The organism is Collinsella sp. AF36-3AT, from assembly GCF_003475205.1.
Taxonomy (GTDB): Bacteria; Actinomycetota; Coriobacteriia; order Coriobacteriales; family Coriobacteriaceae; genus Collinsella; species Collinsella aerofaciens_AF.
In genome coordinates this window covers 1-15,577 of record NZ_QROZ01000001.1, presented here as the reverse complement: position 1 = coordinate 15,577, position 15,577 = coordinate 1, and the positions used below count along the sequence as shown (strand labels likewise).

The 15,577-nt window shown below is 45.5% G+C and carries 12 protein-coding genes; 9 read left to right on the top strand and 3 right to left on the bottom strand.

Annotated features, from left to right (window positions below; all coding sequences use genetic code 11):
- Nucleotides 1–57: 57 nt before the first annotated feature.
- The gene (locus DW003_RS00055) at nt 58–2,487 is read left to right on the top strand and encodes an NlpC/P60 family protein (protein WP_118386884.1); all 2,430 of its coding nucleotides are present in this window, start codon (nt 58–60) and stop codon (nt 2,485–2,487) included.
- A gap of 15 nt (nt 2,488–2,502) precedes the next feature.
- Nucleotides 2,503–4,053: an oligosaccharide flippase family protein gene (locus tag DW003_RS00050; protein ID WP_118386882.1), complete on the top strand. Its 1,551-nt coding sequence runs from the start codon at nt 2,503–2,505 to the stop codon at nt 4,051–4,053.
- A gap of 146 nt (nt 4,054–4,199) precedes the next feature.
- On the opposite strand, the gene DW003_RS00045 is transcribed toward DW003_RS00050, so the two are convergent.
- The gene (locus DW003_RS00045) at nt 4,200–5,216 is read right to left on the bottom strand and encodes a glycosyltransferase family 2 protein (RefSeq protein ID WP_118386880.1); all 1,017 of its coding nucleotides are present in this window, start codon (nt 5,214–5,216) and stop codon (nt 4,200–4,202) included.
- Nucleotides 5,217–5,249: 33 nt separating this feature from the next.
- Nucleotides 5,250–6,347 (bottom strand): glycosyltransferase, encoded by a 1,098-nt coding sequence (locus tag DW003_RS00040; RefSeq protein WP_118386878.1) that lies wholly within the window; start codon nt 6,345–6,347, stop codon nt 5,250–5,252.
- A gap of 36 nt (nt 6,348–6,383) precedes the next feature.
- Between DW003_RS00040 and DW003_RS00035 the strand changes: the two genes are divergently transcribed.
- Complete coding sequence (locus tag DW003_RS00035) at nt 6,384–7,328, top strand: glycosyltransferase (RefSeq protein ID WP_118386876.1); 945 nt, start codon at nt 6,384–6,386, stop codon at nt 7,326–7,328.
- Nucleotides 7,329–7,775: 447 nt separating this feature from the next.
- Here the strand turns inward: DW003_RS00035 and DW003_RS09890 are convergent, their stop codons facing one another.
- Nucleotides 7,776–7,931 (bottom strand): hypothetical protein, encoded by a 156-nt coding sequence (locus tag DW003_RS09890; protein ID WP_158573158.1) that lies wholly within the window; start codon nt 7,929–7,931, stop codon nt 7,776–7,778.
- A 202-nt stretch (nt 7,932–8,133) separates the two neighbouring features.
- Here DW003_RS09890 and DW003_RS00025 point away from each other — a divergent pair, with 202 nt between their 5' ends.
- The 6 genes from DW003_RS00025 to DW003_RS09850 all read left to right on the top strand — a co-directional run bounded on the left by DW003_RS00025 (nt 8,134) and on the right by DW003_RS09850 (nt 15,555).
- A complete protein-coding gene (locus tag DW003_RS00025; RefSeq protein ID WP_118386874.1) occupies nt 8,134–8,820 on the top strand; it encodes a glycosyltransferase family 2 protein in 687 nt (228 codons plus the stop codon).
- A complete protein-coding gene (locus DW003_RS00020; protein WP_255413724.1) occupies nt 8,817–9,161 on the top strand; it encodes a DUF2304 domain-containing protein in 345 nt (114 codons plus the stop codon). Before DW003_RS00025 ends, DW003_RS00020 begins: the two co-directional genes overlap by 4 nt.
- Before the next feature lie 202 nt (nt 9,162–9,363).
- Nucleotides 9,364–11,364 carry a DUF2142 domain-containing protein gene (locus tag DW003_RS00015; RefSeq protein WP_118386870.1) on the top strand — a complete coding sequence of 667 codons (2,001 nt, stop codon included), beginning with the start codon at nt 9,364–9,366 and terminating at the stop codon, nt 11,362–11,364.
- Between the two features lies 1 nt (nt 11,365).
- Nucleotides 11,366–13,747, top strand: coding sequence for a glycosyltransferase (locus DW003_RS00010; RefSeq protein WP_118386868.1), 2,382 nt, complete (start codon nt 11,366–11,368; stop codon nt 13,745–13,747).
- 9 nt (nt 13,748–13,756) lie between these two features.
- On the top strand, nt 13,757–15,322 hold the full coding sequence (locus tag DW003_RS00005) for a hypothetical protein (protein ID WP_147352165.1): 1,566 nt from the start codon (nt 13,757–13,759) through the stop codon (nt 15,320–15,322).
- Nucleotides 15,322–15,555 carry a hypothetical protein gene (locus DW003_RS09850; RefSeq protein ID WP_147352164.1) on the top strand — a complete coding sequence of 78 codons (234 nt, stop codon included), beginning with the start codon at nt 15,322–15,324 and terminating at the stop codon, nt 15,553–15,555. Before DW003_RS00005 ends, DW003_RS09850 begins: the two co-directional genes overlap by 1 nt.
- The last annotated feature ends 22 nt before the right edge of the window (nt 15,556–15,577 follow it).

Genomic DNA, 15,577 nt, shown 5'->3' with positions numbered 1-15,577 from the left:
TTAAATTGTTACTTGCTAGCAATATTATGTTGGAGTGAACTATCGGGGAGGTTCTATATGCATTTCTTTAGAAGTAAGGCTGTCCGTCTCGCTTTTTTCTTCTTTTATTTCTGTTTGGCCGTAACTCCTTGCTTTGGTTTGAGTGAAGCGGGCCTGTCTCCATCACAGATTGAAGATTCAACACGGGCCGATGATTTAAGTGCAACTTCGCCGGTTTCAGAGGACTACTCTGTCGACGGCCTCTCGGCCAAGGCGTCCGATGGCGGGTCTCCTCTCCTGGGCGACCGCTGCTCGCTCGGCCTGACCGCGTCCGGCAACTCGGGCTCGGTCCGCTATAAGTTCGTCTGGGAGCAGGGCGGCTGGTCCAGGTGGGGCACCATCCGCCAGCTCGGGCCCGAGGCCTCCTGCGATTGGGTGCCGGAGGTCGCCGGCGACGTCAACATCTTGGTCGACGCCGTCGATTCGGCCGGCAACGTGAGGACCTGGAGGTTCCCCGTCAGGGTGGATGCCTGTCGCCTTTCCGTGAGCGGCGGGGATACGCTCGAGTGGAGCGGTGGAATGAAGGTCGATATCTCCGCCGCCGCGGCTCCCGGCGCAAAGATTAAATTCCTTTGGGAACGGGGCTCATGGTCCAAGTGGGGCGTCATCCAGGCAGCATCTGAGTCCGCCGCCTGTACCTGGACGCCCCCGTCTTCCGGCTCCTATACTCTCTATGCCGACGTCACGGTCGGCGGGCTCACGTCGACGTCAAGACTCCCCGTTCGCATCTCAGAGGACTACTCTGTCGACGGCCTCTCGGCCAAGGCGTCCGATGGCGGGTCTCCTCTCCTGGGCGACCGCTGCTCGCTCGGCCTGACCGCGTCCGGCAACTCGGGCTCGGTCCGCTATAAGTTCGTCTGGGAGCAGGGCGGCTGGTCCAGGTGGGGCACCATCCGCCAGCTCGGGCCCGAGGCCTCCTGCGATTGGGTGCCGGAGGTCGCCGGCGACGTCAACATCTTGGTCGACGCCGTCGATTCGGCCGGCAACGTGAGGACCTGGAGGTTCCCCGTCAGGGTGGAGAGAAATCTATCTAACTTCACTTCAATAGATTTGAAATCTGATTCATCCAATTTGTGCGTAGGGGATACGCTTTCAATTACACCTCGGATTACCATCCGAAAGAATAATCAGATTTCATACAAATATGTTTGGATGCGGAACAACTGGGCTGAATGGGGTGTGATTGACTCCGGCAGAGGTAAATCCTCAATTGACTGGAGAGTCGATAAATCTGGCGCTGTCACCGTTTTTGTTGATGTTATTGATGAGGCCAACGATCAGACGATGACCTCGAAGACTGAATGCTCGATTGGCTCCGAGAAGTGGAATTACGAGTCCTTGAGTTCTTCTGCAACGCTTGTCAGGCCTAATGAAAGCACTGAGATCGATGCCAGATGCTCGGGTGATACTAATTACTTACAGTATAAGTTCGTCTGGAATAAGAATAATTGGGCTGACTGGGGCGTTGCTCAACAGGGCACAAGTTCACACCTCCAATGGGCTCCAAAAGACGCCGGAGACTATGAATTGATCTGTGACGTTTCGGGGTCAGATGGAGTTGTCCAAACAAAAAGAACAATCATTAGCTGTTGGGATTTCTCGAGGATTACTGCAATTTCGACTGATGGCAATAATTCTTGGGGAGTTCGAGCTGATTTGGGAACGCTTGCAGCTGAAAAATCTGCGCAATTTCAGTTTAAATTTGTTTGGGCCAAGTCCGACTGGAGTAAATGGGGTGTTCTAAAAGAATTTTCCAATGTGAATGACGCTTATTTCAATCCCTCTGCACTTGGATTGCAAGATGGTTATTACGATCTTTACTGCGATGTCTTGCTTCCTGATGGCACTCTCCAGTCGAAGTCGACTCAGATTTACTACAGCCCATTTGGCAGCTCAACGGTTTTGGGGGTTAGTCGTATTGGACTCGTCACTTGGCTTACGTCGCATCAATTTGATGGCTATTATTTAGGAACGAGATATTCCGGTGGCTTCTCCTATGATAGTTGCCTTTACCCAAAAGGTGCCCCGAGATGGGATGGCTATACTGGCATGAATTGCACTGGCTTCGTGGCTCATGCTTATGCTGCGGTTGGTGGCGATGTCAATCGTATTGCGCAGAATAATAATCACTCTCCTTGGGCTGGGGGGCCAGGCGGTGGCGGCTATATTAACGCTTGGAGATGGTATGGCTATGCTCGAGATTTGGGATGCAAAATGTATGAGTTCCGTACTGTCCAAGATATGCTAAATAGTGGTTATGCTCAAAAGGGAGATATTATCTTCTTTAAGACTGACGGATCAATCGACTGTCATATTGGGTTCTTCTGGGGAGATAATCCGCATGACAATAAAATGTGGCATCAAATTCTGCCTGGGAATTTAATCGGACCCTGCTTTAACAATGCGAACAAAGGAGAGGTTCGGCAATCGGTTGTTCTGATTAAATAGTGCTTTAATTTCTGAATGGTATTTGAAGCAACAAATTGTGAAACGGTGATTCTGATAAGTAGCGCAAGCAGAAGACTTACTGGCATAATAATTACATATGGTTATATACTGGCTCAGGCTTTAGTCGGCTTTGTATATGTTCCGATGTTGTTGCAAAACATTGGACAAGACGAATATGGACTCTATCAATTGATAGGTTCTATCATGTCTTATATAGTTTCCATTAATGGGATTTTGTCTGCCGGTGTTGGGCGTTTTTATTGCAAGTATATGGCAGAGGGCAAAAATGACTTAATGGAGAATACTCTCGCAATAGCTAGGCGTCTGTACTGGGTCCTATCTGTGTTCGTGATGCTAATAAGTTGCGTTCTCGCCGTGGTTGTTCGGTTTGTATATTCAGCCAGTTTTACAAACTCACAGCTTGATGAGTGTTCCGCAATGCTTGTTGTATTAGGGATCAACACAATTGTTATCATGAACAACACTATTAGCGTTGCGGCGATAACTGCTAATGAAAGGTTCGTTTTTTTGAAGGGCTCGCAATTGGCCGCCCTAATAGCTCAGCCTTTCATTGTGTATGGACTTACGACAATTTTTAAGAATGCATTAGCCGTATGTTTAGTTGTGCTTGTTACAAATGTGTTGTGCGCGGTGAGCCAGCGTTTGTTTGCTAAATATAATCTGCATATTAGTTTCAGATATCATGGCTGGGACATGAAACTGGCTAAGGGATTGCTTTTTTTTAGCGGCGCGATTGTATTGGTGACGATTGCTGACCAGATTTTCTGGAAAACCGATCAATTAATTGTCGGCTATTATTTTGGTGCTGCCGCCGTTGCGGTATATTCTGTTGGATCTCAAATCTACACGATTTATATGACAATCGGTACGGCAGCCTCTTCAGTTTTTCTTCCCCGAGTTTCAGAACTTTATTGCCAGAATAAGGATATGTCTGAAATTTCGGATCTCTTCATTAAAGTCGGTCGCATTTCCTTTATCGTCTGCGGATTTGTTCTTAGTTTATTTATTGTTCTGGGGAAAGATTTCATCATTATTTGGGCTGGTAAGGACTATATAGACGCTTTCTATATCGCCTTGATCGTAATGGTTCCATTTACCATTGACTTAATTCAGAACCTGGGACTTACCATAATGCAGGTTGCGAATGTTTACCTGTATAGGGGGTATATGTATCTTGCGATTGCGCTTGTCAACGTGGTCGTGACGATTATATTGCTCAAGCTTATGGGCATAGTGGGCGCAGCAGTTTCAACAGCCATCGCTATGGTTATAGGTAACGGTTTCTGTATGAATTGGTATTATTCTGAAAAGCTTGGGTTGAACATAAAGAGATTTTGGCTTGAAATTGCCAAACTTTCCGTCTTGGTTATTGTCGGTACGGGGGCTTTGCTGCTGCTCTATAACCTAATTAAAAGCCTTTTATCTGGCCTTGTGGTGGTTTTGGTGTCAGCAATAATTTATTTCTTTATCTATTTCTTCTTGGTTTTGATGTTTGGGCTAAACGAATCCGAAAAGACGAGCATATCTGGATTTATCAAGCGATAATCTGCGACGCTTATTAAGCAGAATAGCCTAATGTACTTTCATTACTTTTATGACCAACCGGCTTGCCTGACATTTGATTATCGAAGGCTAAGTCGGTTGGTTTTACTACTCGGTGCCAGGAAAAATGAGCGATGACAACAGGGCGATTAGCTCAAGATTTTCAGTATCAATAGTTTTAGCTGTTCACAACAGCGTATTACTACTCGAGATAACAAATAGTGCTTATTCTTTGCCGCAAGGAACAGTAAATAGCTGTCAGGTCTGTAGGTGCTGCAAGGGACATCAGCTTTAATTGAGGGATTAAATAAGGCCTCTGAAATTGAAACAAAGTTACGTTTTTTGGTCTCATTATTGTCACTGAGCTCGTTGATCGATAGGAGATAAAGATACTGTTCCGTTCTTGTTTTCCATGCCAGCCTTTCTGTTTCTTTTCCCCAACGAGCAGCGATTTTCACTAGGCTTGAGGTGACGAAGGTTAAATCTGAAAGCTGTTTTTCCTTATAGCTGTGTGTTGCACTTTGTCCGTTTTGACAATTGTAATAATACAGCGCATCACTTATTTGTAAAACCGATCTGGCTGAATCGACTATGGGTATCATTTGCAGAAAATCTTCTGCAAAATCGATTCTCTTTGTATCGGTATTGCTTAAATCGTCAATCAGACAGTTTCTTTTGATTGCCTTTCCCCAAATTGAATTGAGTTTCCCTCGTGCCAAACATTTTCTGACTTCGGCGAGATCGTCACCTTCATAGATGCCAGACGGAAGGGCGGGATTGATAAACGGATCGTTTGAATAGTCTGGGTTTCTTGTATAGCTGAAACAGATTATGTCTGGATTGCACTTATCGATTTCGCGAGCAAGAATAGATAGGGTATCGAAGCGCAAAGAATCATCCGCATCAACAAAGACCAGGTAATCTCCGGCGCTTATCTCCGCGCCTTTTCGCCTGGCCTCATATACGCCCATATTATTTTGTCTAACGTAATGAGTATTGTTGTGAGATTCACAAAACACTTTGCAGACACTTTCAGTAGCGTCTGCTGATCCATCATTGATGAGAATAATTTCATAGCCGTCATATGTTTGTTGGTAGATGGATGATAGCGTTTCCGGCAAACTGGATGCCGCATTATATGCAGGGATAATAATTGAAAACAGCATTTAGTCCCTTTCCGTATTGGAAGAACAAGATGGTTAGTTAAAAAGCCCGTTTACAATGTCCCTGTATAAAATAAATTGACGCTTGGCAATGGCCTTCCATTGAAAGTGTTCAATTGCATACTTTCTAGCTGCATTTGCAAGTTTACAACGAAGTTCATCGTCATTGAACAGGGTGAGAATTGCGTTAGAAATGGCTTCGAGATCAGATTCTACACCGATTCCAATTCCTTTATTGTTCGCTGTTTCTTTCCATGTGGTTCCCTCGGTAACAATAATTGGGAGGCCATATGCAAGTGCTTCCAAAACAGACGTCGGGAAACCTTCAGTGCGTGAAAGTTGGATATAAAACTGCGATTGGAGAAAAGCGTCCGCTTTAGATTGACCATTAACTGGACCATTTAATAAAACAATATCGGATACTTGATTGTCGGCAATAAGTAGTTCCAGTTTGGCCATAGACCCATCTTCGTCTGGACCGTAGATGTAGATTTTAGCTCCGAGCCCTCTTAGCTCATCAGCAATTAGCGGCAGACTTTTGATCAGTAGATCAAGACCTTTGACCTCTATATCTAGGCGGCCAATAAAAAGCGCGATGCGGCTGTCTAAGTTTGAGGCTTTGGCTTTTGGGATGCTAACACCATTTGGAATAATGCTTGCTTTCCTATGTTTAAAGCCGTTTGAACTTATCGCCTCTTTTTCCGATAGAAAATGGATACAATCAGCATTGCGAATAAAGGCGTTATAGAAGAAAACATTAAGCAATTGTTTAGCTAAATGATGCTGTTCTTGCGCCACATATGTTAAAGACCCATGTGGTGTGATGATGTATGGGATCGCACGTCTTCTGAGCCAATGGCTTAGTTTAATGTGATCCGGCCTATATATCTCATGAAATATAACGAGTGACGGATTGCAAAACGGTTCAGGAAGTTTTTCTATGCATGACTGATAGAAGACGGGATATTTCGCATCTTTAGGTCTGTAGTTTGTAAGATTTAATAGAGCTATATTCATGTCCTTTATTTCTGACTGCTCATTTAGGTATTGAGGCACCACTGTAGACACGCCAGAAGCGAAATCACTTGTAATATATGCCACATGAAGGACTATTAAACTATCGGTAGTTTTCATTAGCGTTTGCTCCCGCAGCGGTGTTGGAGGTTTTAGTTGACAGATTCACAGTTGGTTTCAGTGCTCATGCCTTGTTATAGGGAGAGCGCCAAAGATTTTACTGAGGCACTAGCGTCTATTTTAAAGCAGACCTATCATCGAATCGAGGTGGTTGTTGTTTTTGATAATCCAGATGACAACACACTTTACGATATTGCTCAAAACTATAGCTCTCATGACAGCAGGATTTGCCTCGTGAGAAATGAACGCAATCTTGGTCTTGCTGCATCTTTGGAAAGGGCGTTCAAGGTCTCACGCGGTCAGTATATCTGCCGAATGGACTCAGATGACATTTCTGAGGCGCAGCGCATTGAACGGCAGTTGTCGTATCTTGAAGAACATGAGCTTGACCTAGTGGGTTCTTATTTGAACGCCATTGACGAAGACGGTAGTCAATTATATCTCGTTGATTCAATTCCAAGTTCGAGTGAAGGCGTTAGGCGTTCTCTTATGATTAGAAATTGCGTACCTCATCCGAGTTGGTTTGGAAGAAGGTCTGTATTTGAAATGGGGTATCGGTCTGTTCCGCTAGCAGAAGATTATGACTTACTGTTGCGTGCCGAGCTGGAAGGGTTCACTATTGGAAATGTTCCAGAGCCGCTCATTCGATACAGAATGACTGTTAATAGCATTTCGCGTAGCAATTTGTATAAACAGTTCGTTGTTTCTCAGTGTTTACGTTCAGCTTTCAAAGAGGGTCGATCGCTGGATGTCGATAAGATTGATACAATCGTCGCCGAGCGGTTCGATCGGCGCCGAGCTGAGAACTATCTAAAGGCAAATGCATTATTTAATAATGGGTTGAGAAATATTCATTCTGGTAATCGAGCAAAAGGTATTTCCCAATTGCTTCAAATCCCATTTTGCTCTAAGTCGTATTTAATGAATGTCATTAATATGGCGCGTGTGGTTACAATTAAAACTTTAGAGAAAACCTCGTAGTTGTGCACCTACGCTTAGAGAGGCATGGCGTAACCATGCCGTTCGACACTCGGAAGATTGCTAGCTTTGAAATCTAGGGCGAGGTTTGTTGCGGGGTTCTCGATGCCGTGTGCGCCATTCGTGGTTGATTTCCGATCTCGGCCGAACACACTGCGCAGATAGTCCGTACCCGCGGCTAGCCGAACGCCCCTGCGGCCCCCATGGACCCCGGGGGCGCCGTTTCCCCAGTTGAAGGAACGGTGGATATGTGTTCGATAGGTCCGCGGGCCATTCTCCGCCCTCAGTCTGGCACCTCTTTCCAGACTCAGCCGGACGGTCGGTCCGCCTATTCCGTTTTGCCTTTGGGCTAGGCCAGCGGGGCGTCGCGCCTCTCTGCGCGTGCCCTCTCAATGAGGCTCGGCGTCAGGTCGAGTCTTCCGATGGGCACGTCCTCCAGGCTGTAGGCGTCTAGCAGCGCCTCCGCATCGCCGCCGAGCATCGCCCTGGAGGCGCGCGGGCGTCCAGCTCCAGCATCTTCTGGACCGTGTCCCTTTCGTGCCTGGTGAGCCTGCCGTAGACACTCGGGGTCGCCTTCTCGGAACCCTTTTTCTTCTTTCCGGACATGCCGTCCTTCGAGTCCCCGGGGCCAACCGGTTCGGCTCTCAGGGTAACGGGTTCCCACATTCATCCGTCCATGTACGGATGAATGTGGGAAGTGTTCTGATTAAGTTGATAATCAAGGGTGCACCATTCGTTGTGTCTATTTAACCATTTGTATATCTCTCGCTATAATAATGAGAAAAACTAGAGATCGGTTTATGTGTATATGACACCCAAAACTCTTATCGCTATTCCTGCTTATAATGAGGAGGAATGCATAGAAAAGACGATATGCGAGCTCAGGAAAATTGCACCTGAGTTTGATTTTGTTGTTATCAATGATGGGTCTCGAGATCGAACGTTGGCCATCTGCAAGGATCTTGGTTGTGACATCATTGATATGCCCATTAACTGTGGTTTGACCGTTGGGTTTCAGACGGCTGCGCGTTATGCGGTTGATCTTGGATATGACTATATGGTTCAGTTTGATGCTGACGGCCAGCATTGTCCGGAATATATAAAGGTTCTTGTTGATAGGGCTCAATCTGATGGATCAGATATTGTCATTGGCTCTAGGTTTGTAAGCGTGCGCAAAGACAAGACGCTTCGCATGATCGGCTCGCGTATGATTACGGTGCTAATAAAGATTCTGACAGGCAAGAGGATCAGTGACCCCACGTCTGGATTTAGGCTATTTGGGCGGGATATTCTTACGAAATACTATTACGACAATACCTTAAATCCGGAACCAGAATCTCTCGCTCTCTTTTTGAAGCAAGGGTATTCTATTTCAGAGGTACAGGTTAAGATGCGCGAGCGTCAAGGTGGCGAGAGCTATCTTAACCCTGTTAGGTCTATGCAGTATATGGTTCGTGTTTTCGTTACGCTCCTTGTCGTTCAGTGGTTTAGGTGATCCATTTGCCGGTCTCTCTTCGTATTTTGCTTCTCGTTTGCGCTGTTTTGGTATTCGTGTTCGTAATGCGCAAATTAAAAAAATCCCAAATGCAAGTTTTGGATTCTCTGTTTTGGCTGCTATTCAGCGTCAGTTTTGTAATTTTGGGCGTTTTTCCACAAGTTGCAATGTGGCTTTCAAGTCTATTTGGTTTCATGTCGGCTTCTAACTTCGTGTTCCTTTACGTTATTGCCGTTCTTGTGGTCCGTGATTTCTGCAATTCTCTTCGCCTCTCTCGACAGGAAGAGCGTTTGAACTCGCTTGTTCAGGCTGTTGCGTTAAGTAGGGAGAAGGAAAAGTAGGCTATGCGTTTCGCTTTGGCGTATAAATCATCTGGATGGGAATGTCTCTACTTATATTTCTTTTAACAGTTGTGAACAGTGCTTGGTGCCCATACTTGTCATCCGGATGACTGGGAACGATTCTTCGAGGGCCCTTGCAGCTTGATTTGGATAAAGGTGAATTAGCCCCGTGTTGTCTCGATGCGTAAACCAAAAGCAAATAATGAAAGCCGTCTTCGTTGCCCTTCTCTTTATTGTCGAGCTTCTGTGCATGAAGCACTTTTATGTGAACCACTCTGTCTCACAGCTGTTCGTTTTAGCGCTCTATTGCGTCGTTGTAGATGTTGCCATTTGGCAATCATATTGTATCTTCCTTTCCTCAGATGATGAAAAAAAGCGTGGCAACTGTTCTGGTCGCTGCGCTCAATTATTAGTCCTGTTGCTTGCGGCATTTGCTGTGGCGGTCATCTGGGAGGGCTGCACCGTTCTTGGCTCGCCGGCTTCTCATTTCTCGAATATTGCTGACTGGAATAAAAAGCGGCTCATATTCTTTTTTCTGATTTTCTATTGCGCAATACTTTATTTATTCCAAAGCGGCTTTTCTCTGAAAGCGTTGTTCCATTCTGTTTCGGCGAGGGTCAAGGCTACCGACTACGTTTCCCTGCTGATTATCGCATTCTTTATTGTTTTTGGCTGCTCAACGACTGCATTCGCGAATGGGTTCATTAATGCTGTTGTTTATTTCCTGCTGGTAATCATAACTTCGGTTTTCACGGCTTGCTCGGGCATTCGAAAGAGAAGCTCTGTCCTTCCCGTTGCTTTCTTTATCGCTGCATTCTCAATTGGTGTTTTCCTTGTGGTGAGCACTCCGATAACGACGGGTATTTCATGGGATGATCAAATTCACTATTCCAATGCCCTTTCGACATCTTATTTATTTGAAACTCAAAAAACTGATACGGATATCAACTTTACTGACGAAGCGGTCCGTCGTGCACAGGGCTATGAAGAGCCTTCTCTTTCCCATTTTGATCGAGCGGAAATTCTTGAGCATGCTAGGCAGTTGAATGTCTCCTATAGATCTGATATCGCTTCTGGTTATGTACAAGTTAACAAGCATGAAGAATTCGTTTATACGCTTAGCAGCATTGGATATATTCCATCGGCAATTGGCCTTTGGCTCGCTCGCCTTCTGCATTTCGATTTTTCTTCTATGATTCAATTCGCTCGGATTTGCAATTTATTTAGTTACTGTCTTGCAATTGCCATTGCAATCGACGTTACGCCCTCAAAAAAGGGACTATTTGCTTTTGTGGGAATGCTGCCAACTTCGATCTTTCTTGCGTCATGTTTCTCATATGATGCATGGCTCATTTCGTTTATCATTCTCGGTTTTGCTTATTTTTTGAGGTATGCATGGGGTGATTTAAATGAATTTACAGTTCGCAATATAGCACTCGCATTTTTATTTACCTTTTTAGGACTCGCAGTCAAAGCTGTGTATTTTCCGATAATCGGTCTTTTCTTTATGGTTCCGCGTAATCGTTTTGCGGGCTCGAAGCAACGAGTTCATTACTATGCCGCCGTGTTTGTTTTGGGCTTGATTGCTTTTGCCTCATTTGCGCTTCCGTTCTTGTTTTCAACGGCCAGCGGATCTAACGTTGGCGATATGCGAGGCGGCTCCGATGTTAACTCTGGTCAGCAAATCGCTTTCATTCTCGCCGATCCATTGCGCTACGCGGAAATACTCGCCAATTATTTTTCAACTTATTATTTAAATCCGATAACCTCTTCTGGATATGCATTGAACTTTGCATACCTTGGATCGCTTGCTGCTCAGATTTCTGTAAATGCAATCCGTGGGTTGGTTCAGGTGCTTCCAGCTGTTTGCCTATTGTTGTTTGGGCTTTTTTCGGCCGATTCGATTAGCGTTAATCATATTGGTCTTGCACAATTTCTTTGGGCCTCATTTGTGTTTTTGTTTACGGTGATTTTGGTGGCAACTGCACTTTATGTGTCTTTTACTCCCGTTGGATTGGGAACAGTTAATGGTTGCCAGAGTCGTTACCTTTTGCCACTTCTGGTTCCGTGCCTATCGTTTATCCTTAACCAAAGTCGCTTGGTCTTTGGGGACAGCAAACGATTCATATTGATATGCCTCGTATTCCCGTTTACTTTGGCTACGATTTGCGAGTTTGTTTTAGTTGTTGGAAAGTGTTGCTGATATGGGCATAGTTTTTAATACCGAATTTAACAATAAGCTAAATTGCCGTGGCGACGGCAAGCTATATCTACTGTATGAAGCCGCATCCGTTTTTCCTGATGCTGTTGAGTCGCAATCACCTAATGGGCAAATTCTGCCCGCAAGAATCATCCCTTTTTCAGAGACTGAATTTGTTGTTATTCTTGCCGATTTTGGTGTCGACCAATCGCTGTCTTTCTTTAGCGGAGATAATATAATTTACCAGCGCCGTATCAATCCTGGCAAGTTTTCGATTGAGTCGAAAGTTAACGGCTTGCTGCACGCGGAGCATTGTGGACAATTTCGCAATATTGACCGTTCTGGTGTGCATGCGCTCGCTTCTATCCAAATTGAGGGCTTTATTCCCTGCGTTGATGGCGTAATCGTTAGAGGTGTTCTTTCGGGCACTGATTGCTTTGAGGGTGATCGTATTGTCGCTTTTAATGAAGGAGCCTGCGTTGTTGGGGAATCTTTGTTATCTAATAACTTAATAGCCGATGCGAATCTTGGTTTAATAAATTTCTCTCTTCATATTCCTGAGGTCGGGGATAGCCTGTGCATTTGCATGCACAGGGCTTCTGGTCATCTAGATACGTTTATCAATCTAAAGAAAGATATGCTTAAGGAGCTTTTGGATGAGGCTGATCGGAATCATGCGTGCGCATTCGATCAACCCCGTTATTTGTCCTGGTTTTCTGGGCGCAGATTGACTGGATCCGATTCGCGGGCACAAGCACAAATAAAACTTGCATACCAGCCCTTGTTTTCAATCATCGTTCCGCTATATAAGACTCCCTTGAATTTCTTCAGGGATATGGCTGATTCTGTCATTGCTCAGACGTATTCGAATTGGGAACTCATCCTGGTTAACTCTACGCCAGATTACGAGGGCCTTAGCGACTTGGTCTCCGAGTATGTGACTGCAGACTCTAGAATTAAAGTGACTAATCTTGAGGGCAATCTAGGTATCACTGAGAACACTAATGTCGGAATCAAGATGGCCAAGGGAGACTACCTCTGCTTTTTCGATCATGATGATGTTCTCGAACCGGATATCTTGTTTGAGTACGCCTGTGCTTTAAATCAAAATGCTGAAATCAATCTTCTTTATTGTGATGAAGATAAGCTATTGCCTGACGGGTCCTTGGCTCATCCTACTTTTAAGCCGGATTTTAGTCTTGATATGGCTCGTGACAACAATTATATATGCCACCTTCTTACTGTTAAAAGGGCATGTTTAGACAGGATTGACCTTTCCAGCAGCGAGTTGGATGGCGCCCAAGACCATGCCATGGTGCTGAAGATTGCCGAACTTGGTGGGACGATCCATCACGTTCCTAAAATCTTGTATCACTGGAGAATAAGCGAGAATTCGACTGCGGGTAATTCCGATAGTAAGCCCTATGCAACCCTTGCTGGAATAAAAGCGGTTCAGGAGCACCTTGATAGATGCGGTATTAAGGCGACTGTGGTCAACTCTCATAATCGTGCTTTTAGATATAGCCCTATTTATGATGTTTCTTCATCTGAGTCCTGTTCATTAATCGTTACCACCCGCGGCAATTCTTCGGTTCTTTCGGCTCTTGTATCTTCAATCAATGACACCGATTTTGATGATCTTGAAGTTGTTTTCGTGTGCTCGCGGGTTGCGGAAGCTGCTGTTCAGCAATCGATCTCTGGACTTCGTTGTCGCTATATCGTTCACGCGCTTGATGGCCCGTTTAATATATCTGCATGGAGAAATGCCGGTGCTCTCGCCGCGCATGGTGAGCAACTCGTTTTTGTTCATGACGATATTCAGGCACTAGACTCCTCGTGGCTAAAGACTCTCGTTGGTTTTTCCCAACGAGAGGATGTTGGCGTCGTTGGAACAATGACGTGCGATCTTGACGGCATTGTGCAGCAGGCAGGCCTGTCTTATGTTGGAGAATCAATCGTCAACCTGTCGCAAGGCATTCATCGCTCTTCTCCTGGCTATATCTATATGCCATTGACCGTAAGGGATGTATCGGCGGTGAGTGGTGTCTGTTTAGCTATTTCACGCGAACATTTTAATCGTCTGGGTGGTTTTGATGAGTCGTATCTTCTTGACTATTCGGATGTTGATATTTGCTTCAAGTCTTCTCAAGCTGGGTTAAAAGTGATCTATACACCAGAGGCATGTCTCTACCATATGGCATGTGTTGACAAATCCCTTGATAGTAAATCTCGCTCTCATAAGCATTTTGAGGATAAGGCACGATTGTTGCATAACTGGTCAGAGCGTTTCTCTGAGGGAGATCCATGGTTCTCCGTTAACTTTTCTCGAGATCCCAAGCGCGCAGCGTTATATAAGTTCGATCCTTTTGACTACGAAGCGATTTGAGTGCTTTAAATGAAACAAATTGCCTGGATAATATCTCCGCCGGCAAAGGGTTCTGGCGGCTTTCGAACCATCTGCAGCAAGGCTTCCTTTCTAGATTCTCGCGGATATGAGAACTACTTTTACATTATGCCGGGCTGTGAAGCATGCAAAAGTGCTCATAGAGTTCAGACCGAAATAAAGGATTGGTTTCGTTATTCGCCTAAAGAGGTTCTTGTGGCTCCGAGTGTGCCCGAGGATTTTTTTGCAGTAATCGCCACCGCTTGGAATACGGCGCACTTTGCATCTATGCAGAAGTGCGCCCATAAGTTCTACTTCATTCAGGATTTTGAACCTTGGTTCTATCCGATGGGGGAGATGTATCTAAATGCCGAAGCAAGTTATCGTTATGAACTAAACCCCATAACGATAGGCAGATGGCTTTCTAAAAAAGTTGAACCCTATTATTCGCATGAAGTCCCATATTGTGATTTTGGCGTTAGCGATATATATACTTCGCAGGAACAAAATCTAAGCAGAGAGTATGCCGTCTGTGCTATTTATCAATCCAATAAGGATCGGCGTTTGTCTGGCATGTTGCTTGATGCAATTAAATTGCTTCTCAAGCTCGACGATGCAGTTGTCGTATATTTATACGGCGAAGATGCAATGCCTCCCATTCGTCATCCACGTGTACGCAGCCTCGGTATCTTGACCGCTGATGAATGCGCCTCGCTTTATGCCAAGTGTGTTGCCGGCGTATCGTTGAGCGTGACTAATCCCTCTCGCCTGCCTTTCGAAATGCTTGCATCGAAGCTCTCGGTAATTGAAATATACCGTGAGAATAACCTACTCGACTTTCCGGAGGGCACCATCCACCTCGCTGAGCCCTCTGCTTGTGGCATTGCTTCTTCTATTCTTGAGGCTCTTTCAGGCTCAAAATACGATTCGCCTAATCGATTTAGCTGCACGTCGATTGAGCGTGAAAATGAAATGTTCTTCGAGGCCTTTACGCGCTATCTGAATGAAGAGTCATCCTTGGCTAGCGGGAAGTCCGCCTTCGGGGATGCGCTAAAAACTGAAGAACAAAGTAAGGTCTTCTTGCTCAGCGATCATCTTGCTGATGCTCGATTGCGATCGTCTGCCATGTCTCAAACGCTCATCCAAGCTTCTTCTGTTGATTTGACTGTGCGTTTTGAGTCGGCTTTGATGCCTGTGGATGTTCGCGCGGCTGTTTGGCGTGCCGATGATCAGTCTGATATTCGCTGGATTAGTCTTGAGTCTAGGGACGGTCATTTTGCGGGTCATGTTCCGCTGTTTTTAAATGATGATGAAGAGGCCTATCTTCGCATTCATATATACTCTTTTGCGGAAGACGGCAAGAATCCGCTTTGTGTCGCCGAGCTAAGCCAACTTGTCTGTCTTTCGCCTTCTCGCAACGCTCATCCCGTTGTTCGTTCGGTTGAAAGTGGCGCATGCAGCGTGTCTGCCGTTTTTAACCTATCTGATGATTATTGTGAACCGTGTCAGCCTTCTGCTTCGACGGGTGTCGAAGGCGGTCACGTTGCTCTACTCAAACGTTTATTTCGGAGAAGCTAATGGCGCGCTTTAACCAATGGACCCAGCTACTTAAAGCCTCTGCGTCATCGCACAGGCACGATGAAAAATCCGATGGTGTTACGCAAGAACGCTATCTCCTTTTGGATACGGCTATGGGAAGCGAGAACTCTGGTGACCATGTGATCATGGATGCCTGTGGCTGTATCGCGGATCAAATCTTTGGCGGTGCGTTGCCCCATGTGGCAACGCACTATTATTTTTCAAGACTTTAGTCTGCTGGCCGCGCAGCGGCCA